Source organism: Microbacterium sp. NPDC056736 (genome assembly GCF_042790415.1).
In the GTDB taxonomy this organism is placed as follows: domain Bacteria; phylum Actinomycetota; class Actinomycetes; order Actinomycetales; family Microbacteriaceae; genus Microbacterium.
The window spans coordinates 397,677-417,701 of the sequence record NZ_JBHTZE010000001.1 but is presented as its reverse complement, the minus strand read 5'-3'; the positions used below and the strand labels follow the sequence as shown (position 1 = coordinate 417,701).

General features: G+C 72.3%; 22 protein-coding genes. 19 read left to right on the top strand and 3 right to left on the bottom strand.

Annotated elements, in window-relative coordinates; genetic code table 11:
* Positions 1-24 precede the first annotated feature (24 nt).
* Both ACFRAL_RS01925 and ACFRAL_RS01920 read left to right on the top strand, forming a co-directional pair.
* The gene (locus ACFRAL_RS01925; RefSeq protein ID WP_378879153.1) at positions 25-327 is read left to right on the top strand and encodes a hypothetical protein; all 303 of its coding nucleotides are present in this window, start codon (positions 25-27) and stop codon (positions 325-327) included.
* On the top strand, positions 324-1,955 hold the full coding sequence (locus tag ACFRAL_RS01920; RefSeq protein ID WP_378879150.1) for a hypothetical protein: 1,632 nt from the start codon (positions 324-326) through the stop codon (positions 1,953-1,955). The genes ACFRAL_RS01925 and ACFRAL_RS01920 overlap by 4 nt, the downstream gene beginning before the upstream one ends.
* Here ACFRAL_RS01920 and ACFRAL_RS01915 read toward each other — a convergent pair.
* On the bottom strand, positions 1,930-2,319 hold the full coding sequence (locus ACFRAL_RS01915) for a phage holin family protein (RefSeq protein WP_336394090.1): 390 nt from the start codon (positions 2,317-2,319) through the stop codon (positions 1,930-1,932). The genes ACFRAL_RS01920 and ACFRAL_RS01915 overlap by 26 nt on opposite strands.
* 99 nt (positions 2,320-2,418) lie before the next feature.
* On the opposite strand from ACFRAL_RS01915, the gene ACFRAL_RS01910 reads away from it, so the two are divergent.
* The 11 genes from ACFRAL_RS01910 to ACFRAL_RS01860 all read left to right on the top strand — a co-directional run bounded on the left by ACFRAL_RS01910 (position 2,419) and on the right by ACFRAL_RS01860 (position 13,822).
* Positions 2,419-3,540 carry a histidinol-phosphate transaminase gene (locus tag ACFRAL_RS01910; RefSeq protein WP_336394091.1) on the top strand — a complete coding sequence of 374 codons (1,122 nt, stop codon included), beginning with the start codon at positions 2,419-2,421 and terminating at the stop codon, positions 3,538-3,540.
* A complete protein-coding gene (locus ACFRAL_RS01905) occupies positions 3,537-4,703 on the top strand; it encodes a thiamine pyrophosphate-dependent enzyme (RefSeq protein ID WP_378879146.1) in 1,167 nt (388 codons plus the stop codon). Before ACFRAL_RS01910 ends, ACFRAL_RS01905 begins: the two co-directional genes overlap by 4 nt.
* A gap of 62 nt (positions 4,704-4,765) precedes the next feature.
* Positions 4,766-5,731, top strand: coding sequence for an alpha-ketoacid dehydrogenase subunit beta (locus ACFRAL_RS01900; RefSeq protein WP_336395027.1), 966 nt, complete (start codon positions 4,766-4,768; stop codon positions 5,729-5,731).
* A 76-nt stretch (positions 5,732-5,807) separates the two neighbouring features.
* Positions 5,808-7,202, top strand: a complete 1,395-nt coding sequence (locus ACFRAL_RS01895) for a dihydrolipoamide acetyltransferase family protein (protein WP_378879144.1) — start codon at positions 5,808-5,810, stop codon at positions 7,200-7,202.
* A gap of 61 nt (positions 7,203-7,263) precedes the next feature.
* A complete protein-coding gene (locus ACFRAL_RS01890) occupies positions 7,264-8,280 on the top strand; it encodes a metal ABC transporter solute-binding protein, Zn/Mn family (RefSeq protein WP_378879141.1) in 1,017 nt (338 codons plus the stop codon).
* Positions 8,277-9,107 carry a metal ABC transporter ATP-binding protein gene (locus ACFRAL_RS01885; protein ID WP_378879139.1) on the top strand — a complete coding sequence of 277 codons (831 nt, stop codon included), beginning with the start codon at positions 8,277-8,279 and terminating at the stop codon, positions 9,105-9,107. The genes ACFRAL_RS01890 and ACFRAL_RS01885 overlap by 4 nt, the downstream gene beginning before the upstream one ends.
* Complete coding sequence (locus ACFRAL_RS01880) at positions 9,104-9,982, top strand: metal ABC transporter permease (protein WP_336394096.1); 879 nt, start codon at positions 9,104-9,106, stop codon at positions 9,980-9,982. Before ACFRAL_RS01885 ends, ACFRAL_RS01880 begins: the two co-directional genes overlap by 4 nt.
* A gap of 45 nt (positions 9,983-10,027) precedes the next feature.
* Complete coding sequence (locus ACFRAL_RS01875) at positions 10,028-10,441, top strand: transcriptional repressor (protein WP_336394097.1); 414 nt, start codon at positions 10,028-10,030, stop codon at positions 10,439-10,441.
* Positions 10,442-10,499: 58 nt separating this feature from the next.
* Positions 10,500-11,507 carry a permease gene (locus tag ACFRAL_RS01870; protein ID WP_378879134.1) on the top strand — a complete coding sequence of 336 codons (1,008 nt, stop codon included), beginning with the start codon at positions 10,500-10,502 and terminating at the stop codon, positions 11,505-11,507.
* Entirely contained in the window at positions 11,500-12,390 is an 891-nt protein-coding gene (locus ACFRAL_RS01865) for a TIGR03943 family putative permease subunit (protein WP_378879131.1), read from the top strand. Before ACFRAL_RS01870 ends, ACFRAL_RS01865 begins: the two co-directional genes overlap by 8 nt.
* The gene (locus ACFRAL_RS01860; RefSeq protein ID WP_378879128.1) at positions 12,380-13,822 is read left to right on the top strand and encodes a hypothetical protein; all 1,443 of its coding nucleotides are present in this window, start codon (positions 12,380-12,382) and stop codon (positions 13,820-13,822) included. Before ACFRAL_RS01865 ends, ACFRAL_RS01860 begins: the two co-directional genes overlap by 11 nt.
* 166 nt (positions 13,823-13,988) lie before the next feature.
* Here ACFRAL_RS01860 and ACFRAL_RS01855 read toward each other — a convergent pair whose 3' ends face one another.
* Entirely contained in the window at positions 13,989-15,629 is a 1,641-nt protein-coding gene (locus tag ACFRAL_RS01855) for an MFS transporter (RefSeq protein WP_378879126.1), read from the bottom strand.
* 74 nt (positions 15,630-15,703) lie between these two features.
* Between ACFRAL_RS01855 and ACFRAL_RS01850 the strand changes: the two genes are divergently transcribed.
* From ACFRAL_RS01850 to rpsN, 4 genes are all read left to right on the top strand, one after another.
* Entirely contained in the window at positions 15,704-16,402 is a 699-nt protein-coding gene (locus tag ACFRAL_RS01850) for a DNA-3-methyladenine glycosylase (RefSeq protein ID WP_378879124.1), read from the top strand.
* Between the two features lie 140 nt (positions 16,403-16,542).
* Positions 16,543-16,779 (top strand): 50S ribosomal protein L28, encoded by a 237-nt coding sequence (rpmB, locus tag ACFRAL_RS01845; protein WP_013584774.1) that lies wholly within the window; start codon positions 16,543-16,545, stop codon positions 16,777-16,779.
* Positions 16,779-16,949, top strand: a complete 171-nt coding sequence (rpmG, locus tag ACFRAL_RS01840) for a 50S ribosomal protein L33 (protein ID WP_018173550.1) — start codon at positions 16,779-16,781, stop codon at positions 16,947-16,949. The genes rpmB and rpmG overlap by 1 nt, the downstream gene beginning before the upstream one ends.
* A gap of 3 nt (positions 16,950-16,952) precedes the next feature.
* On the top strand, positions 16,953-17,258 hold the full coding sequence (gene rpsN / locus ACFRAL_RS01835; protein ID WP_127820367.1) for a 30S ribosomal protein S14: 306 nt from the start codon (positions 16,953-16,955) through the stop codon (positions 17,256-17,258).
* Positions 17,259-17,323: 65 nt separating this feature from the next.
* Here the strand turns inward: rpsN and ACFRAL_RS01830 are convergent, their stop codons facing one another.
* Complete coding sequence (locus ACFRAL_RS01830) at positions 17,324-18,193, bottom strand: potassium channel family protein (RefSeq protein ID WP_378879119.1); 870 nt, start codon at positions 18,191-18,193, stop codon at positions 17,324-17,326.
* Between the two features lie 60 nt (positions 18,194-18,253).
* Here ACFRAL_RS01830 and ACFRAL_RS01825 point away from each other — a divergent pair, with 60 nt between their 5' ends.
* Together ACFRAL_RS01825 and ACFRAL_RS01820 are read left to right on the top strand one after the other, a co-directional pair.
* On the top strand, positions 18,254-19,396 hold the full coding sequence (locus tag ACFRAL_RS01825) for an alpha/beta hydrolase (RefSeq protein WP_378879116.1): 1,143 nt from the start codon (positions 18,254-18,256) through the stop codon (positions 19,394-19,396).
* Between the two features lie 260 nt (positions 19,397-19,656).
* Positions 19,657-19,944 (top strand): HU family DNA-binding protein, encoded by a 288-nt coding sequence (locus ACFRAL_RS01820; protein WP_336394104.1) that lies wholly within the window; start codon positions 19,657-19,659, stop codon positions 19,942-19,944.
* The last annotated feature ends 81 nt before the right edge of the window (positions 19,945-20,025 follow it).

Here is a 20,025-nt window from a genome sequence, read left to right as displayed (position 1 = left end):
CGCCTCTCCCGTGACGATCGAGGGGTGACAGTTCCACCGGCCGCCGGCTCGTCGGCCTCCCGTCTGCAGTCCGTCGCCGGTGCGCTCTCCCGCCTCATCGACCGGATCGCGGATGCCTCTCTCGTCGCGCGGGGACTGGCCGACGCCGTCGACTGGCAGGCACGGGCGGCGCGCGTGTTCCACGACCGCGCCACCGTCTGGGCGGGCGATGTCTCGGGACTCGCGTGCGTGGCCGAGACGGTGCGGCTCGACGTCCTGCGTGCACGGGATCGTGCCGCGTTCGCGGAGGCCCTGCCGGGTCTGCCGCTCACCGCGGAGCACCCGTGAGCGGCGCGCCGTCGGCGGACGGGCCGTGGGACCCGGAACGGGCGGTGCGGGTCGACTCGATGGACCCGTACGGGGGTCTCATCAGCGTGCTGGGCGAGAGCTGGCCCCGCACCGACCGGGGCCTGCAGCTCCAGGCGGGCGGCGCCGTCGCCGTCGACACCGCGACGCTCCGTGCCGCCGCCGAGCGGTTCGCGCACGCCGACGCCGAACTGGAGGAGATCGCGGCGACACTGGCCGGGCTGCGGCGGGAGCTGCGGAGCGAGCCCGCGCACACCGGCGACGCCGAGCTGTCGGCATCCGTCCTCTCCTCGAGGATCGAGGCCGCACAGGCGGAGGCGCGGCGGATCGCCGGGGCGCTGCGCGACGCTGCGCTCGCTTACGAGATGGTCGAGATCCAGGCCGAGCACCGCGCCGCCGTGCTGGCAGGGGACGCCCTTCGGGCAGAGCGGCTGGACGCGCGGTTGAGCGCGCTGGTCGCCGCGCATCCGGGCGCCTGGCGCACGGCGCTCGGCGCGGAGTTCGAGCGGGCCGTGCTGTGGCCGTCCGAGCTGGTTCGGCAGGCGACGCAGTGGGGCGTCGCGGTGGGCGGCACGGTGAGCGAGCCGGGGGCGGCCGTGCTCGGCGCGGGCATGGGTCTCCTCACGCTCGGCGGCGCCGCGTTCGTCGGGTTCGCGGGCACCGGCCGGCTGTCGCGGGATGCCCGCCTCACGGGCACGGCCGGCCCGGTGGCGCTGCGGACCGTGCCCCCCGCCGCGCCGAGCGGCGGGCCGCCGCTCGCGCCGGGCGCCGGGCCGCCGCTCGCGGCGGGTGCCACCGCGACGCCCGGGGCATCCGCCGTCGGGGCGCCCACCGTCGCGGCACCCCCGGGGAACGGAGCCGCCGGGGCCGTGCGCGTTCCGCCCGCCGGACCGGTGGTCGCTCCGCAGAGCCTCGTCGCGGTGACCGAGCGGATGCCGGGAGCCGGCGACGCCCGCGTGCGGGTCGAGCGCTACACGATGCCGGACGGCGGCAGGCAGTTCGCGGTCTACGTCGCCGGCACCCAGTCGCTCGCGCTCGGCGGAAACGACCCGTGGGACAACGCGTCCAACGCGCAGCTCTACGCCGGACAGACGTCGGACTCGTACGCGGCCACCGAAGCGGCGCTTCAGGCGGCCGGGGCGCGGGAGGGCGACGTCGTGCACGCGTTCGGCCACTCGCAGGGGGCGATGATCGCCGGGCACCTGGCGCTCGAGAGCGGCTACGACGTGCGCACCCTCGTCTCGCTCGGCTCGCCGGTGGAGGCCGATGTCGGCGACGGGACGCTGAGCGTCGCGCTGCGCCACACCGACGACCCCGTCGCGGCGCTCGCGGGAGGCGGGCACGGCGAGGGCGTCGGGGCGCCGGGCAGCTTCGTCGCCGAGCGCGTCGCCGACCCGGACGCCGGTCTCGACGATGCGCGCGCCCCGGCGCATCGGCTCAGCGCGTACGCCGAGACGGCGGCGCTCGTGGACGCCTCCACCGATCCGCGCGTCGACACGCTGCGCGCGGTGTTCGCCGACCTCGGCCGCGCCGACACGGTGGCGGTGACCGAGTACGCGGCCACGCGGGGCTCAGCGGGCGGGGTCAGTCCTTCTTCGGGCGGAGGATGATGCCGAAGACCCAGTTGATGAGGGTGATGATGATGGCCGCCAGCACACCCCACCAGAAGTCCTCGACGCGCAGGCCCCAGCTCCACCAGCTGGTGAGCCACGCCGTCAGCCACAGCAGGAACGCGTTGATGAGGAGGCCGATGAGACCCAGCGTGAGGATGTAGAGCGGGAACGCCAGCACCTTGATGACGGTGCCGATGATCGTGTTCACCAGGGCGAAGATCGCCGCGACGATGAGGTAGGTGAGCACGACCTGCAGGGTGTCGCCCGGCGCGAACGGGATGACGGTGACCTGGAGCGCGGGGATCAGGGTGACGACCCAGATCGCGAACGCGTTGACGACGACGCGGATGAGGAAGCCCATAGTGCGCCCAGTCTTCCACGACACCTCGCGGCGGCCAACGGTTCGCGGCGGGGTCCTCTCCGGCAGACGCGGAGCGGTCGCCGCTCGTAGACTCGGGGCGTGACCGACGCTTCCGACATCCCCGTCCGCGTGCGCCCGGAGGTGGCCGCGCTCCCCCCGTACAAGCAGGGCAGGCAGGCGGGCGCCGAGGCGTACAAGCTCTCCAGCAACGAGAACCCGTTCGATCCACTGCCGGGCGTGCTGCAGCGCGTGCAGTCGGCGACGGCCTTCAACCGGTATCCGGATGCCACGGCCGCACGCCTGCGGGAGCGCCTGGCCGAGCGGTTCGGCGTGGGCACCGACGCGGTGCACGTCGGGGCCGGCAGCGTCTCGATCCTCGCGCAGCTGGTGCAGGCGACCTCCGGCCCCGGGGACGAGGTGATCTACGCGTGGCGGTCGTTCGAGGCCTACCCGTGGCTCGCGGTCGTCTCCGGCGCGACACCCGTCCAGGTGCCGCTCGCCGCGGGCGCCCGTCACGACCTCGACGCGATGGCGGCGGCCATCACCGACCGCACCCGCGCCGTCCTGGTGTGCAGCCCGAACAACCCCACCGGGCCGGTCGTCACGCAGGCGGAGTTCGACGCCTTCGTCGCGCGCGTCCCCCGCGACGTGCTGGTCATCCTCGACGAGGCCTACGCCGAGTTCGTCACCGACCCCGACGCCGTCGACGGCGCCGCCGTCCTGGCCCGGGGCGAGAACCCCAACGTCGTCGTGCTCCGCACCTTCTCCAAGGCCTACGGCCTGGCCGGCCTGCGCATCGGCTACGCCGTCGGCCACCCGAGGATCCTCGACGCCGCCAGGACGACCGCCATCCCGCTGTCGGTGACCGCCCACGCCGAGGAGGCGGCGCTGGCGAGCCTCGACGCCGAGGCCGAGCTCCTCCAGCGCGTAAGGGTCATCGCCGAGCGCCGCGACCGCCTCGCCGAGGAGCTGCGCGCCGCGGGCTGGGAGGTCCCGGCCGCGCAGGGCAACTTCGTCTGGCTTCCCGCCGGCGACGAGACCGCCGCCTTCGCCACCGCTTTCGAAGAGGGCGGCCTGATCGTCCGCCCGTTCGCGGGTGACGGCATCCGGATCTCTGTCGGCGAGGAGGAGTCTGTCGAGAAGGTCCTAGGAATTGCGGCATCCGTTGTGAAGAACCTCCCGGAAGGGCACGCGGGGGCGCGGGCTAGCGTGGAACGGTGACCCCGCCTGAAGATTCGGTGACGACCGACGCCGCGGCGCCGGCCGAAGATCCCGCCATCGTCCGCTTCCTCCGCGCGGACGGGACCTTCGCGCCCACGCCCGCCGCCGAGCCCTACCGGGACGCGGTCGACGGCCTCGCCGACGCCGACCTCGAGACGTTCTACCGCGACATGGCGGTCATCCGCGCGTTCGACGTGCAGGCGACCAATCTGCAGCGCCAGGGACAGCTCGCCCTCTGGCCGCCGAGCTACGGCCAGGAGGCCGCGCAGGTCGGGTCCGCACGGGCGGCGCGGACGCAGGATCACATCTTCCCGTCCTACCGTGAGCACGTCGTCACCAAGATCCGCGGCGTCGATTTGATCGACATCATCCGCGTGATGCGCGGACTGACGCACGGCGGGTGGGACCCGACCGACCCCAAGAACGGCAACACCCACATCTACACGCTCGTGCTCGGCTCGCAGACGCTGCACGCGACAGGCTTCGGCATGGGTCTCGTCTTCGACGGCCGCTGCGGCACCGGCGACGCCGACCGCGACGAGGCCGTCATCGTCTACTACGGCGACGGCGCCTCGAGCCAGGGCGACGTGCACGAGGCCATGGTCTTCGCCGCGAGCTATCAGACGCCCGAGGTCTTCTTCCTGCAGAACAACCAGTGGGCGATCTCGGTGCCGGTCTCGACGCAGTCGCGCTCGCCGCTGTACAAGCGCGGCGCGGGCTATGGGATGCCGAGCACGCTGATCGACGGCAACGATGTGCTGGCGAGCTGGGCGGTCACGCGCGCCGCGCTCGACGACGCGCGCGCCGGCGGCGGGCCGCAGGCGATCGAGGCGATGACCTACCGCCTGGGCGCGCACACGACGAGCGACGATCCCACGAAGTACCGCCCATCGAGCGAGGAGGAGGCATGGCGCCGCCGCGACCCCCTCGCGCGCATGAGGGCCTTCCTCCTCGCCCGCGGGGCGTCGGAGGCGTTCTTCGCCGACGTGGACGCGGAGGGTGCGGCTCTCGCCGACGACATCCGCACGCGCACCAACGCGCTGGGCGGACTCGAGCCCGACCAGCTGTTCGCCCACGTGTATTCCGAGCCCCACCCCCTCATGGCCGAGCAGCGCGAGTGGCTCGCCGGGTACGAGGCATCCTTCGAAGGAGGCGCATCGTGACCGACACCGACATCCGGACGACGAGCGCGACGGACGCCGACGCAGCCCCGGCCGTCCAGACGATGCCGCTCAGCCGGGCCATCAACGCCGGCCTGCGCGCGTCCCTCGCCGGCAGCGACCGCGTGCTCCTGATGGGCGAGGACATCGGCAAGCTCGGCGGCGTCTTCCGCATCACCGAAGGGCTGCAGGCCGAGTTCGGCGAGCGGCGCGTGATCGACAGCCCGCTCGCCGAGTCCGGACTCGTCGGCACCGCGATCGGGCTGGCACTGGCCGGCTTCCGCCCGGTCGTCGAGATCCAGTTCGACGGATTCGTCTTCCCCGCGTTCGACCAGATCACCTCGCAGCTGGCGAAGATGACGAACCGTCTCGAGGGCGCGGTGCAGATGCCCGTCGTGATCCGCATCCCCTACGGCGGGCACATCGGTGCCATCGAGCACCACCAGGAGAGCCCCGAGGCGTACTTCACGCACACCCCGGGCCTGCGCGTCGTGAGCCCGTCGACGCCGAACGACGGCTACTGGATGATCCAGGACGCGATCGCCTCGGCCGACCCCGTCATCTTCCTCGAGCCCAAGAGCAAGTACTGGCAGAAGGGCGAGGTCGACACGTCGGCCCGCGCGCTGCCGCTGCACGCGTCGCGCATCGTCCGCCGCGGCACCGACGTCACGCTCGTCGGCCACGGCGCCATGGTGACGACGATGCTGCAGGCCGCCGTGCTCGCCGAGGCCGAGGGCACCAGCATCGAGGTCGTCGACCTGCGCTCGCTGTCGCCCGTGGACTACGGGCCGATCCTCGACTCGGTGCGGCGCACCGGCCGCATGATCTACGCGCAGGAGGCGCCGGGCTTCACGTCGCTCGGCTCAGAGGTGGCGGCGACCGTGATGGAGCGCGCGTTCTATGCGCTCGAGGCTCCGGTGCTGCGCGTGTCGGGGTTCGATGCCCCGTTCCCCCCTGCCAAGCTCGAGGGCTCCTACCTGCCCGACGCCGACCGCATCCTCGAGGCCGTCGACCGGTCCCTCGCCTACTGACCCCCACCCTCGCCTCCTTCCCGATGGCCGGCCTCCCCTGCGAGTGAAGTGACGGGATGCCGCGAAAGGACACCGCATGAGCACCCAGACGTTCGTCCTCCCCGATGTCGGTGAAGGTCTGACCGAGGCCGAGATCGTCCAGTGGCGCGTGGCCCCCGGCGACGCGGTCGCGGTCAACGACGTCCTCGTCGAGATCGAGACCGCCAAGTCCCTCGTCGAGCTGCCGTCGCCCTTCGCGGGAACCGTCGGTGAGCTGCTCGCGGCCGAGGGCGAGACGGTCGAGGTCGGCGCCGCCATCATCACCATCGCCCCCGGCGCGGGGACGGATGCCTCCGGCCCGGCGACCGTCGGGCAGTCCGAGCACGGCGGCCCCGCCGCGCCGGCGCCCGATGCCGGCGAGGGTGCGGTGCTGGTCGGCTACGGCACCGGCGGACACGTCCAGTCGCGGCGCGCGAAGCGCGCGGTGCCGGCGGAGCAGCGGGTCGCGGCATCCGTCGGCGTGATCGCGAAGCCCCCGATCCGCAAGCTCGCCCGCGACCTCGGCGTCGAGCTCGGCGCCGTCACGCCCAGCGGCCCGGCCGGCGAGGTGACGCGCGACGACGTCGTGCGGCACGCGTCGCAGGCGAGCGTCTTCCGCAACATCGAGACGCCCGAGTGGGGCGACGTGCGCGAGGAGACCATCCCGATCCCTGCTCCCGCGGCGGCCACGGCGCCGGCCGCGCACCAGGCCCCGGCGCCGGCGGCTCGGCCGGCTCAGGACTCGGGCGACAGCCGCGAGGAGACCATCGCCGTCAAGGGCGTGCGCAAGGCCACGTCGTCGGCGATGGTGCAGTCCGCCTACTCGGCGCCGCACGTGTCGGTGTGGACCGACGTCGACGCCACCCGCACGATGGAGCTCGTCAAGCGGCTCAAGGCGTCGCCCGACTTCGCCGACGTCAAGGTGTCGCCGCTGCTGATCATGGCGCGCGCCGTGATCTGGGCGGCCCGCCGCACGCCGATGGTCAACGCCGCGTGGGTCGACGCCGAGGGCGGCGCCGAGATCCGGGTGCGCCGCTACGTGAACCTCGGGATCGCCGCCGCCACGCCGCGTGGCCTCCTCGTCCCCAACATCAAGGACGCGCAGGACCTTTCGATGCGCGATCTGGCCCGGGCGCTCGAGAAGCTCACCCTCACGGCGCGCGACGGCAAGACCACCCCGGCCGACCAGCAGGGCGGCACCATCACGATCACGAACATCGGCGTCTTCGGCATGGATGCCGGCACCCCGATCATCAACCCCGGCGAGGCCGGCATCGTCGCCCTCGGCACCATCCGCCAGAAGCCGTGGGTCGTCGACGGCGAGGTCCGCCCGCGGTGGGTCACGACCGTGGCCGGCTCGTTCGATCACCGCGTGGTCGACGGCGACGGGATGTCGCGGTTCATCGCGGACGTCGCCTCCATCCTCGAGGAGCCCGCGCTGCTGCTCGACTGACGATGACGCCGCTCGCCGGAGCGATTTGAGAACGATTCTCATTACCCTTACGCTGGAGGGCATGACCTCCCTGCGACGTTCCCTGCCCGTGCTCGGCCTGGCGGCGGCATCCGCTCTCGTGCTCGCCGGATGCGCGAGCGGGCAGACAGCGGGCAGCGCCGAGGGCGGCGACGCCGCTGACGGGCGACTCTCGGTCGTCGCGTCGACCGACGTGTACGGCGAGATCGCGTCGCAGGTCGGCGGCGACCTGGTCGACGTGACGTCGATCGTGACGAACGCGTCGCAGGACCCCCACTCCTTCGAGCCCAGCGCCCGCGACCAGCTCACCGTGTCGAAGGCCGACCTCATCGTCGAGAACGGCGGCGGCTACGACGCGTTCATCGACGCGCTCATCGACTCCAGCGGCAGTGAGGCGCCGGTCGTCACGGCGGTCGAGCACTCGCACGACTGGCCCGAGAACGAGGGCCACGAGGCCGAGGGCGCCGACGCGGAGACCGAGGGCGCCGACGACGCCGAGGCCGACGACCACGGTCACGAGCACGACCACGTCGAGGGCTTCAACGAGCACGTCTGGTACGACCCGCACACCGTCGCGCACGTCGCGGCGGCGATCGCCGAGGAGCTCGCCGCGCTGAGCCCCGACGATGCCGAGACCTTCGCCGCGAACGCGGAGGCCTTCGGGGCCGAGGTCGAGCAGCTCGAGGCCTCGCTCTCGGACATCGGCGCCGCCCACGCGGGAGAGCAGGTGTTCGTCACCGAGCCGGTGCCCGTGTACCTCGTGCAGGCGGCCGGCCTGGAGAACGCCACGCCGGACGCCTTCAGCGAGGCCGTTGAGGAGGGGCAGGATGTCGCCCCGGCGACGCTGCTGGAGTCCCTCGGGCTGCTGCGCGACGGCGGCGTGCGCGTCGTCATCACCAATACGCAGACGGGCGGCGCCGAGACGCAGCAGATGGTCGACGAGGCCGAGACGCTCGGGATCCCGGTGATCGCGTTTTCGGAAACGCTGCCGGAGGGGGAGACTTACATCTCGTGGATGCAGGCGAACAGCGAGGCGCTCAGCGCGGCGCTGGACGCGTGACCCCCGCCTCGCCGGCGGTCGGGCGTCCGGTCGTCCTCAGCGTCCGCGACGCCGCCCTGCAGCGCGGCGACCGCGAGCTGTGGTCGGGGCTCGACCTCGACGTCCACGCCGGCGAGCTGGTCGCGGTGCTCGGCCCCAGCGGCTCGGGCAAGACGACGCTGCTGCGGGCCATCCTCGGCCTCGAATCCCTCTCGTCGGGCGAGATCGCGGTCGAGGGCGCGCCGGTGACCCGCCGGGGCAACCGTCGCATCGGCTACATCCCCCAGGCGCGCCCGCTGCCGCCCGACACGTCGCTGCTCGGCCGCGACCTCGTCACGCTCGGCGTCGACGGCCACCGGTTCGGCCTGCCCCTTCCGCGCCGCGGCGACCGCGCCCGCGTCGACGCCCTGATCGACGCGGTCGGCGCCCGCGGGTTCGCCGACCGGCCCGTCGGCCTGCTCTCCGGCGGCGAGCAGCAGCGACTGCGCGCCGGGCAGGCGCTCGCCGACGACCCGCGCCTGCTGCTGTGCGACGAGCCCCTCACGAGCCTCGACCTCGCGAACCAGCAGGCGGTGATCGGGCTCATCGACCGGCATCGCCGGGAGAAGGATGCCGCGGTCCTGCTGGTGACGCACGACATCAACCCGCTGCTGGGCAAGGTCGACCGCATCCTGTACATCGCCAACGGCCGATTCACCCTCGGGACGCCGCAGGAGGTGCTGCGCTCGGACGTGCTGACCGCGCTCTACGGCGCGCACGTGTTCGTGCTGCGCGCGGGCGACCGGCTCGTCGTCGTGGGTGCACCGGACGCCGAGGCATCCCACCACCACCACGAGGCGCACGCATGAACTGGGACGACATCGCCGACGCGATGTTCGGGGGTCTGCCGTTCTACGGCGAGATCCTCGCGCTGGTGGCGAACTCGGTGTGGGCGGGCGCCGTGCTCGGGCTCGTCGGCGGGCTCATCGGCGTCTTCGTCATGCAGCGCGACATGGCGTTCGCGGTGCACGGCATCAGCGAGCTGTCGTTCGCGGGCGCCGCCGCCGCCCTCCTCATCGGATGGGACGTCGTGACGGGGTCGATCGTCGGGTCGCTCGTCGCCGCCGCCCTCATCGGCGTGCTGGGGGCGAAGGCCCGCGACCGCAACTCGATCATCGGCGTGCTGATGCCGTTCGGGCTGGGCCTCGGCATCCTGTTCCTGTCGCTCTACGACGGCCGCAGCGCCAACCGCTTCAGCCTGCTCACCGGTCAGATCGTGTCGGTGCAGACCGGCCAGCTCGGCTGGCTGATCGGCATCGGCGCCGTCGTGCTGCTCGGCCTGCTGCTCATCTGGCGCCCCCTGCGGTTCGACTCGCTCGATCCGCAGTCCGCCGCCGCGCGGGGCGTGCCCACGACGGCCGTGTCGCTGGCCTTCATGCTGCTGCTCGGCCTCATCGTCGCCGTCGCCGTGCACATCATCGGCGCGCTGCTGGTGATGGCGCTGCTGGTGACCCCGGCGGCCGCGGCCATGCGCGTCGCGTCCGGACCGCTGTCGGTCCCGCTGCTGTCGGCGCTGTTCGGGTTCGTGTCGGCGGTGGGCGGGATCCTCCTCGCGATCATGGGCACGCTTCCGGTCAGCCCCTACATCACGACGATCTCGTTCGCCATCTACGTGGTGTGCCGCGTGGTCGGCGCCCGCCGCGACCGCGTCACGCGGGCGGCCGTGGGCGCCGGGTCCCGGTGACCCGTGTCCGGCTCGCGCTCAGGACCCGCCGGTAGACTCGCCCCCATGGCCCAGCGCAACACGTGGCAGCGCGAACGCGTGCGCGAAGCCCTCTCCGACGCCAGAGGCTTCGTCAGCGCGCAGTCGCTGCACGCGACCCTCCGCGGCGAGAACACCGGCATCGGTCTCGCGACGGTGTACCGCGCGCTGGCCGGCCTCGCCGCCCAGGGCGAGGCCGATTCGCTGCAGAGCCCCGAGGGCGAATCGCTCTACCGCGCCTGCACGAGCACGGGCCACCACCATCATCTGATCTGCCGCTCCTGCGGGCTGACCGTCGAGATCGAGGCGACGGACGTCGAGCAGTGGGCCAAGCGCACCGCCGAGCGCCACGGATTCCGCGACGCCGAGCACGTCGTCGACATCTTCGGGCTCTGCGGGTCGTGCGCCGCGACCCGGGACGCAGAGCGTGACGCGGACTGAGCCTCAGTCCCGGCAGGCGCAGCGGTCCCCCGGCACGCCGGTCCCGCGGCGCACTCCGGTGACCGCCCGTCTCGAGCCGACGCCGCAGGCGCGCGCCCTGCTGTGGATCGGCGTGGGCGTCGCCGTGGTGGCCGGGCTGTTCCTCATCGACTGGCTCGCCCCGGCGCTGTTCCCCGCACCCCTCCCCACACGGGCGCAGGACGGGCTGACGCTCGCCATCAGCGTGCTCATCGAGTCGCTGCCGTTCGTGGCGCTCGGCGTGGTGCTGTCGATCGTCGTGCAGGTGTGGGTGCCGCCGGGTGTGATCGAGCGATGGATGCCGCGACGCGGGTGGGCCCGCCGGGCCGTGCTGTCGCTGCTCGGCATGATCGTGCCGGTGTGCGAATGCGGCAACGTGCCGTTCGCCCGCGGTCTGCTGATGCGCGGCTTCTCCGTCTCGGAGACCCTCACGTTCCTGATCGCGGCGCCGATCGTGAACCCCATCGTGATCATCACGACGCATCAGGCGTTCGGCTTCAGCGACGGCATCCTCGTCGCGCGCCTGCTGGGCGGGTACGCGATCGCGAACCTCATCGGCTGGCTGTACTCGCGGCATCCGTCTCCCGACGCTCTGCTCACCGACCGCTTCCGCGACACGTGCGAGCTCGTGCTCCACGAGCCGGGCGGCAAGTGGCGGCGCACCCTGGCGCAGTTCGTCATCGAGCTGCGTGCGGTCATGCCGGCGCTCGTCATCGGCTCGGCGCTCGCCGGAGCCGTGCAGGTGCTCATCCCGCGCGAGGCGCTGCTCGCGATCGGGGCCAACCCCGCGCTGTCGATCGTGGCGATGATGGCCCTGGCCATGGTGGTGTCGATCTGCTCCAACGTCGACGCGTTCTTCGCGCTGTCGTTCGCCTCGACCTTCACGCCCGGGTCGATCGTCGCGTTCCTGCTGGTCGGGCCACTCGTCGACGTGAAGATGCTCGCGCTGCTGCGCACGACCTTCACGTGGCGCACGCTCGGCGGGATCGTCGTCGTCGTGGTGCTGTCCGCCTTCGCGATCGGGACGGCGGTGAACCTCCTTGCGTAAGACGGAGTGGGTCGCCACGCGGTGGCTCGGTGTGGGCCTGGCCGCGGTGCTGGCCGTGGTCACGATCTCGCTGGCGGTCACCGGACGCCTCGGGCTGTACATCAACCCCGACTCGACGTGGTTCGCGGTGTCGATGGCGATGGTCGTGCTCGTCGGCACGGTCGCGTCGTTCGCGCTGCCGCTCGGCGCGGAGGCCGACCACGGGCACGACCACGCGCCCGCGGGCGCCGGCCCTGCGCACGCCGGTGAGCGAGCGGCCGCGACGGAGTCGGAGATCTCGACGCTCATCCTCCGCCATCGGGACGCCCAGCCCGATCCGGAAACGACTCGCGGCGACCGCCACGGCGCGCACGGGCACGACGACCACGTCCACCGCAGCCACCCCCTGGCGGTGGCGGCGACCGCGGTCGGCGGTATCGCCGCGTCCGGCGTCGTCGTGCTGACCCTCGTGCTGCCCCCGGCCTCGTTGAGCGCCGAGCTCGCGATGTCGCGCGACGTCGGCGCCACTCCGCTGTTCGGCGGGGCGGACACGGTGCAGCTGGCGTCGACCGGCGACACGGCGTCGTTCGGCGTCGGCGAGTGGGCGACGGTGTTCGCCACCGCGACCAACCCCGAGACGTTCGACGGCGAGCCCGTCGAGCTCACCGGCTTCGTGACGCCGGGTGAGGACGGGGCCTTCGACCTCACCCGCCTGGTCATCACGCACTGCGTCATCGACGCCCAGCCGGCCAGCCTCCCGGTGGTCGTCGGCGAGTCCTCGCCCGACACCGGGCAGTGGGTCACGATCACCGGGACGGTGCGCTCCTCGTCCGACGGCCGGCTCGTGGTCGACGCCGCCGCCGTCGAGGAGATCCCCGAGCCCGAGGATCCGTATGAGTACTGAGCCCGGCCCCCGCACCCGGCGCTCGCAGTCCCGGCACCGCCGCAGCCGCGCGTTCGCCGGGATGTTCGCCGTCGTCGTCGCGGCGCTGGCGGTCGTCGGGCTCGCCGGCGCTGCCGCCAGCGTCGCCCAGGGTCCCCGCGTGACGCAGGTGTCGGTGGATCCGGAGGCGGCGGCCGCGGCATCCGGGTCCCGGCTCATCGTCACGACGACGCAGTCGCTCGCCGAGGTCGACCCCTCGCAGGTGACGATCACCCCCGAGACGCCCTTCGAGGTCGACACGTCCGGTCGCAGCGTCGGCGTGCGGTTCACGCTGCCGCTGTGGGACGACACCGAGTACACCGTCGCCATCGACGACGTCGCCTCCCTCGGCGGCGGCCCGACCGCCGCCATCACCGAGACGTTCCGCACGCCGCCCACCGAGATGTTCCTGCTGCAGCGCGGCGGTGCCGACCAGGCGGGCGGGGCGGACGGCGACCTCATCTACCGCACCGACCTCACCGGGCAGAACGCGGTGCCCGTCTTCCGCCACCCGCACATCGAGGACTTCCGCGCGACCGGCGAGCACCTCGTGGTGTCGGTGCGCACCGACGACGACCAGCCGGGGCTCATCGTGACCGACCTGGACGGCGAGAACGAGCAGGAGCTGCCGCTGCCCGGCGACGGGTTCATCTCGAACCTCCAGAGCGCCGACCGCGGCGAGCGGATAGGGTACACCTTCTCGGACGCCGAGCTCGACGCCGATTCGGGCCGCGAGAGCCGGCTGTTCACGGCCTCGCTCGGCGACGTCGACGCCGAGCCGCGCGAGATCGAGGTCTCGGGCTCCGACCCGCGGGTCGCCGAGTGGCGGTTCGTGCCCGACACCGACAGCATCCTGCTGATGTCGTTCGACGGGTCGCTGCTGCTGACCGGGTCGGGCGCCGATGCCGGCGCGGCGACCGCCCTCGGCGCGGCCGTCGGGATCGACGGCATCGCGCGCGGATCCAGCGAGGCCGTCGTCGACCGCCTCGAGCAGTCCGTGGTCATCGACCTCACCGACGCCGGTGAGGAGCCGCTCGTCGCGCCCGAGGCCGATCTGGGCGGCACCACGTCGGTGACGCCGCTGCCCGACGGCTCGACCATCCGGACCGCCGCGGTGCTCGAGGACGACGTGCCGACGGGCCGCACCTCGGTCGCGCTGGTCGGCGCGGACGGCGCCACGCGCATGCTCACCGAGCTGGCGGAGACGGATGCCGTCATCCAGGTCTGCATATCTCCGAGCGCCCGGTACGTCGCGCTCATGCTGGCGCCGGATGCCGTCACCAACCCGTACGACACCTATCAGCTGCCGCTGCCCGAGCGTCCGCAGACCCGCATCCTGAAGGTGGACGACGGCGAGGAGATCGTCGCGCTCAACGGGGCGTCGATCTCGTGGTGCCAGGTGCCCCCGCTCTGACGCTCCCGCGTGGCATCCGCGCGTATGCACCCCCTTGCCCACGAACCACGATCTCGGCGAGCGACCACGCTACCGTCGCCGACAGCGTGGTCGTTCGACGACGTCGCGGTTACTCGGCGGGCGGTTGCGAAGGCTCGCGGGGGACGGCGGGCGCCGGGGGCTCGCGCTACGACGCGGCGCGGGGCGGTGGAGCGGATGCCTCCCCGGCGGCCGCGGCCGGCTCCGGGAGCTTCGACGGCAGCCCGGACGCCAGCATGAGACCCAGCACCGTCAGGGCGAAGACGAAGAACAGCGACTGCCGCAGCGACTCCACCTGCGTGTCGGCGTAGAGCTGGGCGACCTCGGCGGCGGAGTCGGGGTCGGCGCCGGCATCCGTCAACAGGTCCTCGGCCTGCTGCTGCGAGATGATCGGCGCCCCCTTCGACGCCGTGGCGACGACCTGCTCGCGGATGTCGTCGGGCAGCGTGTCACTCTGCTGCACCGCCGCCGTGAAGCCCGACGTGAGGAGGAGGATGAACACCGATCCGACGACGGCGGTGCCGAACGAGGAGCCGAGGTTCTGGAACGTGCCCTGCAGGCCGCCGACCTCCGACGTGTCGGACTGCTCCACGGCCGACATGTTGACGTTCCCGAGCTGGGAGGCGAGCAGGCCGAAGCCCGCGCCGACGATGAACATGCCGGCGGCGAACGTCCAGTCGGCGAGCTCGGGCTGCACGGCGAGGAAGACGACGAGCACGCCCAGGCCGAGCGTGAGCTGGCCGATGCGGCCGATGTTCTTCGCCGAGCGGACCGTCGACAGGCGCGACCCCACCATCGAGAACACGATGAGGCCGGCCGAGAGCGGGAGGATCTTCAGGCCGGTCTGCAGAGCGTCGAAGCCCAGGATCGTCTGCAGGTACACCGGGATGACGAAGAACAGCGCGGCGATGGCGAAGTACTGCGCCATGAACATCGTCAGGCCGCTGCGCAGCGCGGGGATCCGCAGCAGGCTGACCTTCAGCAGCGGCACGCCGCCGGTCCGCTCGAGATGCTGCTGGCGCCGGACGAACCCCCAGAGCACGAGGATCGACAGCAGGATCAGGTACGCCACGGGTGAGACGCCGAAGGGTGCGAAGGGCTCGCCGTTGATCACGGGCGGGTTCAGCGGCACGACCCAGCCCCATGTCTTGGACTGCAGGATGCCGTAGACCAGCAGCCCGAGGCCGAGCGCCGACAGCACCACGCTGAGCAGGTCGATCTTGAGGCCGCGGTCGCCCGGGACGTCCTTGATGCGGCCCGACACGAGGAGCACGAGGGACATGACGATGGCCTCGGCGACGAAGACGTAGCGCCACGACGAGTACGTCGTGACGAGCCCGCCGATGAGGGGGCCGGCCGCCGCGGCGCCGCCGGTCACCGCGCCGAGCACGGCGAACGCGACCACCCGCGCCCGCCCCTCGTAGTTGATCGCCGCCAGCGCCGCGATCGCGGGGATCACCAGGACGGCGCCCAGGCCCTCGACGAGCGACCAACCCAGCATCAGCACCGTGAGGTTGGGACTCAGGGCCGTCGTCAGCGAGCCGATGCCGTACACGACCGAGCCGATGCGGAAGGCGAGACTGCGGCCCCACCGGTCGCCCAGCTTGCCGCCGGTGAGCATGAAGGCCGCCATCGTCAGCGCATAGAACGTGATGGCCGCCTGCATGCCCGAGATGTCGGTGCCGAGATCGGATGCCACCGTCGAGATCGACACGTTCATCACCGTGCTGTCGAGCACCATGATGAACTGCGCCACGCTCAGCAGGATGAGCACGAACCACTTCCCCATGCGCGAACAGTATCGGTTGCACGGCGACCCGTGCGCGACCCGGGGGCCGCAGGGGCGGACGTAGACTCGCACGCATGGTGCGGCACGGGTGGCGGGCGGCGACCCGTTCGGACCTCGAAGCCCTTCCCGCCGAGGTGGCGCCGAGACTCCTCGGCGCACGCCTCGAGACCGTGGTCGACGGCGAGACGGTGGCCGTGCGGGTCACCGAGGTCGAGGCGTACCACGGCCGTGGCACGGGTCCCGTCCCCGATCCTGGATCGCACGCGCGCATGGGGCCCACAGCGCGCAACGCCACGATGTGGGGCGAACCGGGGCACCTGTACGTCTACCTGAGCCACGGCATCCACTCCTGCGTGAACGTGGTCTGCGGGCCCGAAGGCGTCGCCGGCGGTGTGCTGCTGCGCGCCGGGCAGGTGATCGAGGGGGTGGATGCCGCGTCCCGCCGCCGCCCCGCCGCGCGCACGACGCGCGACCTGGCCCGCGGGCCCGGCCGATTCGGAGACGCCGTGGGGCTGCGGCATCCGCTGCATGACGGCATCGACGCGATCACCGGCGAGCCTCGGCACGGTGCCCGCGCGCGCCTGCAGCTGCTCGTCGACCCGCTCGCCGACATCGCGTCGGGCCCGCGCGTGGGGGTCGCGGGCGTCGCGGGGACGGCGGCGTTCCCGTGGCGGTACTGGGTGCCGGGCGACCCCACCGTGTCGCCCTTCCGCTGGGGGCGCGGCGCGCGGGAGGCCGCCGACAAGGGCGACACGCCGTCCGTGCTAGACTGACTCTTTGTCTGCGCGCACTCCAGCACGCAGTACGTATCCCACTCCCGAACGAGGCCTTCACCGGCCGGGTCGGGCGCGGGGTGCAGACAAGGGATCTTGGGTGGGGCCGTCCGGCTCCACGGTACTAAGGAGACATCACTATGGCAGCAGTGTGCCAGGTGACTGGAGCAGTTCCCGGCTTCGGTCACAACATCTCGCACTCGCACCGCCGGACGAAGCGCCGCTTCGACCCGAACGTGCAGAAGAAGACCTACTTCGTTCCGTCGCTGGGTCGCAACATCAAGCTCAACGTCTCGGCCAAGGGCATCAAGGTGATCGACGCCCGTGGCATCGAGGCGGTCGTGCGTGACCTCCAGGCGAAGGGTGTGAAGCTCTGATGGCCAAGAAGGCACAGGACGTCCGTCCGATCATCAAGCTGCGTTCGACCGCCGGCACGGGGTACACCTACGTGACGCGCAAGAACCGCCGCAACAACCCCGACCGCATCGTGCTGAAGAAGTACGACCCGGTCATCCGCAAGCACGTCGATTTCCGAGAGGAGCGCTGATCCATGGCTAAGAAGAGCAAGATCGCGCGCAACGAGCAGCGCAAGGTGGTCGTCGACCGCTACGCCGCCAAGCGCGCCGAGCTGAAGAAGGCGCTCGTGTCGCCGACGTCGACCGACGAGGAGCGCGAAGCCGCTCGCGTGGGCCTGCAGAAGCTGCCCCGCAACGCATCGCCCGTCCGCGTTCGTTCGCGCGACGTCATCGACGGCCGCCCTCGCGGTGTCCTCACGAAGTTCGGCATCTCGCGTGTCCGCTTCCGTGACATGGCGCACCGTGGCGAGCTGCCCGGCGTGACCAAGTCGAGCTGGTAAGCACCCGCTTCACCGGAAGGCCCGGAGTTCCTCGGAACTCCGGGCCTTCCGCATATCCGGGGGCATCACGACAGCTGATGCCCGTGGCTGCCGGCGACGGCCCGCAGCACCGCGTCGGTGGACTCGCCCGTCACGTGCGCGTACTGATCCGTGAGTACGCGGGCCAGCTCATCCAGCCCCTGTTCCAGGAACGCCCCCTCGATGCGAACCTCGCCGTTGCCGGACTGCAGGGCCTGATCGCGCAGCTCCATGGCGTAGCCGACGGCGCGGGCGGCCGACAGCCGCTCGTCGCGCTCGGCGAAGTAGAAGATCTCGGTGTTCTGCACGAGATCGGCGGTCAGCTCGGCGATCGCCCGCCCGACGGAGGCGATGACGGATGCCGCCCTGCCGGGAGGCAGCTCCGGCGGCAGCGCGGTGATCCCCGAGCGATGGAGGCTCGTCAGCTCCACCGCCAGCGCCCGCCGGCGGGCGAGAGCGGGGTAGAGCTGCATGAACCACGAGACGGACGCCGACAGCAGCGCGAACCCCGTCAGGGCCTCCAGCGGCGACAGGAGCCGGATCAGCGGCTCGGCGGGAACCACGTCGCCCAGGCCCAGAGTGGTGAGGGCGACGAGCGAGTAGGTCAGCGCCTCGACGAACGGGTGATAGTCGTTCGGATCGAGATCGCTGTACGAGAAGCCGTCGGGGAAGTGCGGCAGGTAGATCAGGGCCCACCCGACGGTGACGAGCACGATCCACACCCCGATCGTCACGAGGATCGTCAGCGGCCCGCCGACCGTCGGCAGGGCGGGCCGGCGGTGCGACACCGACCAGGCCGCCCGGAACATGTAGGTGGTCAGGCGCCCGGTGGAGGCCGGACGCAGCAGGGTGTGGAACACGTCGTTGAGCGCGACGACGATGAGCAGCACGCCGGCGATGGTGCTCACGACGGTCATGACGCCACGGTATTCGCCCGGGAGCACCGACGGCAGGCGCTCTCGACGCAAGATAGGATCATGCCGCTCGACCCGTTCTTCGAGGAGCGCCTGCGGGTGCACCGCAGGTACATGTTCGATCAGGCTCTCGGCTCGGTGCGATCGAGACTCGCAGCGCTCTGGCCGTTCGACCGCGGCGGGACGGCGGCTCCTGCCGCGGCGAAGGCTTCCGACAAGCCCGCGCCGGACGCCACGTCCCACGCGGACCCCACGGCGCTGAAGCCCGGGGCGGCGACGCCCCATGCCGAGCATCGGTCCCGATCCCGCGCCCGTGCCCGTGCCCGGCACCGCCGTGCGGCGATCGCATGGGACCGCACCGAGCTGCGCACGGTCGGGACGCCGGGCCCAGAGGTGCGCACCACCGAGCACGAGGTGGCCGTGCCGGGGCATCCGTCCGTGCGCGTGCGGATCTATCACCCGCCGGTCGTGGGCGACGCGCCGGTGCCTGCGGTGCTGGCGTTCTTCGGCGGCGCGTTCCGGATCGGGGGGATCGACTATCCGACGACGGATGCCGCCTACCGCCGCCGGTGCATCGACGCCCACGTCGCCATCGCCGCCGTGAACTATGCGCTCGCGCCGGAGCATCGCTGGCCGGTGCAGGTCGAGCAGGCCTACGCTGCGCTGGACTGGCTCTTCGGAGCCGCCGGCGAGGTGGGCGTGGACGCCGATCGGGTCGGCCTGCTGGGGGTCTCGGCGGGAGGAAACATCGCCGCGGCGCTCACGCTCGTCAACCGCGATCGCGCGCGGCATCCGCTCCGCCTGCAGGTGCTCGAGGTGCCCGTCGTCGACCTCACCGGTGCACACCTGGATCTGCGCGCCACTCGAGCGCTGCGCATCCCGAGCTTCCTGGCGTTGCGCGAGCTCCGCTCGGTCGCGCGCACCTATCTCCCCCGCGCCCAGGACGCGCGCGACGCCTACGCGTCCCCGTTGCGCGCGGCATCGCACGAGGGCCTTCCGCCGGCGGTCATCCTCACCGCCGAGTACGACCCGCTGCGCGGCGACGGCGACGCCTACGGCGCCGCTCTGCGCGCCGCGGGGGTCGACGCGAGCGTCGTGCGGTACCAGGGCGTCACGCACGACACCCCGATCTTCACCGGCGTGCTGCCGGCCGCCCGGCGCTGGCACGACGACGTGGTGACGGCGCTTCGCCGGCTGCACGCCTGAGGCCGCGGACGGCCCCGACAGCGGCCCGGCCGTGGCCCACGGGAAGTGATCGCGGTGGGCGAAATCCGGCCCCAGAGGCCACAGGAGCCCCAGAAATCACGCGACACACCGCCAGAAACCTCCGAAAACCGCGGAAATACGCGGTTCTGTCGGCGTCGTCGGGTACATTCGGTCCCGGTCGACAGGACCAGCCGGGGGGCTACGCCATCCGGTCCGAGCAATGACAAGACGGCACTCGTCGTCTTTGGAGGACACAACCAATGGCCGACAAGACCATCACCAAGACCGAGCTCGTCGCGAGCATCGCGAGCGCGACCGGCCAGAGCCAGTCCGCCGTCTCGGGCGTGCTCGACTCCCTCTTCTCCACCGTCTCCGACGCGGTCGCCAACGGCAGCAAGGTCTCGATCCCCGGCTGGCTCGCCTTCGAGCAGGTCGCCACCTCGGCCCGCACCGGCCGCAACCCGCAGACCGGCGAGGAGATTAAGATCCCCGCGGGCAAGCGCGTCAAGGTCACCGCCGGCTCGAAGCTGAAGGCCGCCGTCAAGTAATCCGACGCAGACCTCGAGAAGAGGGGGTGGGGCCGCCCCCCGCCGCCCCCCGTCGGTTGGTGCGCCCCCCCCGGGCCCCGC

Excerpts from the sequence above, each read along its gene's own strand:
- ACFRAL_RS01915 (WP_336394090.1), bottom strand. The coding sequence starts at position 2,319 with ATGGGCTTCCTCATCCGCGTCGTCGTCAACGCGTTCGCGATCTGGGTC.
- ACFRAL_RS01900 (WP_336395027.1), top strand. The coding sequence starts at position 4,766 with ATGCCGCTCAGCCGGGCCATCAACGCCGGCCTGCGCGCGTCCCTCGCC.
- ACFRAL_RS01895 (WP_378879144.1), top strand. The coding sequence starts at position 5,808 with ATGAGCACCCAGACGTTCGTCCTCCCCGATGTCGGTGAAGGTCTGACC.
- ACFRAL_RS01890 (WP_378879141.1), top strand. The coding sequence starts at position 7,264 with ATGACCTCCCTGCGACGTTCCCTGCCCGTGCTCGGCCTGGCGGCGGCA.
- ACFRAL_RS01880 (WP_336394096.1), top strand. The coding sequence starts at position 9,104 with ATGAACTGGGACGACATCGCCGACGCGATGTTCGGGGGTCTGCCGTTC.
- ACFRAL_RS01875 (WP_336394097.1), top strand. The coding sequence starts at position 10,028 with ATGGCCCAGCGCAACACGTGGCAGCGCGAACGCGTGCGCGAAGCCCTC.
- ACFRAL_RS01860 (WP_378879128.1), top strand. The coding sequence starts at position 12,380 with ATGAGTACTGAGCCCGGCCCCCGCACCCGGCGCTCGCAGTCCCGGCAC.
- ACFRAL_RS01855 (WP_378879126.1), bottom strand. The coding sequence starts at position 15,629 with ATGGGGAAGTGGTTCGTGCTCATCCTGCTGAGCGTGGCGCAGTTCATC.
- ACFRAL_RS01850 (WP_378879124.1), top strand. The coding sequence starts at position 15,704 with ATGGTGCGGCACGGGTGGCGGGCGGCGACCCGTTCGGACCTCGAAGCC.
- rpmB (WP_013584774.1), top strand. The coding sequence starts at position 16,543 with ATGGCAGCAGTGTGCCAGGTGACTGGAGCAGTTCCCGGCTTCGGTCAC.
- rpmG (WP_018173550.1), top strand. The coding sequence starts at position 16,779 with ATGGCCAAGAAGGCACAGGACGTCCGTCCGATCATCAAGCTGCGTTCG.
- rpsN (WP_127820367.1), top strand. The coding sequence starts at position 16,953 with ATGGCTAAGAAGAGCAAGATCGCGCGCAACGAGCAGCGCAAGGTGGTC.
- ACFRAL_RS01830 (WP_378879119.1), bottom strand. The coding sequence starts at position 18,193 with ATGACCGTCGTGAGCACCATCGCCGGCGTGCTGCTCATCGTCGTCGCG.
- ACFRAL_RS01825 (WP_378879116.1), top strand. The coding sequence starts at position 18,254 with ATGCCGCTCGACCCGTTCTTCGAGGAGCGCCTGCGGGTGCACCGCAGG.
- ACFRAL_RS01820 (WP_336394104.1), top strand. The coding sequence starts at position 19,657 with ATGGCCGACAAGACCATCACCAAGACCGAGCTCGTCGCGAGCATCGCG.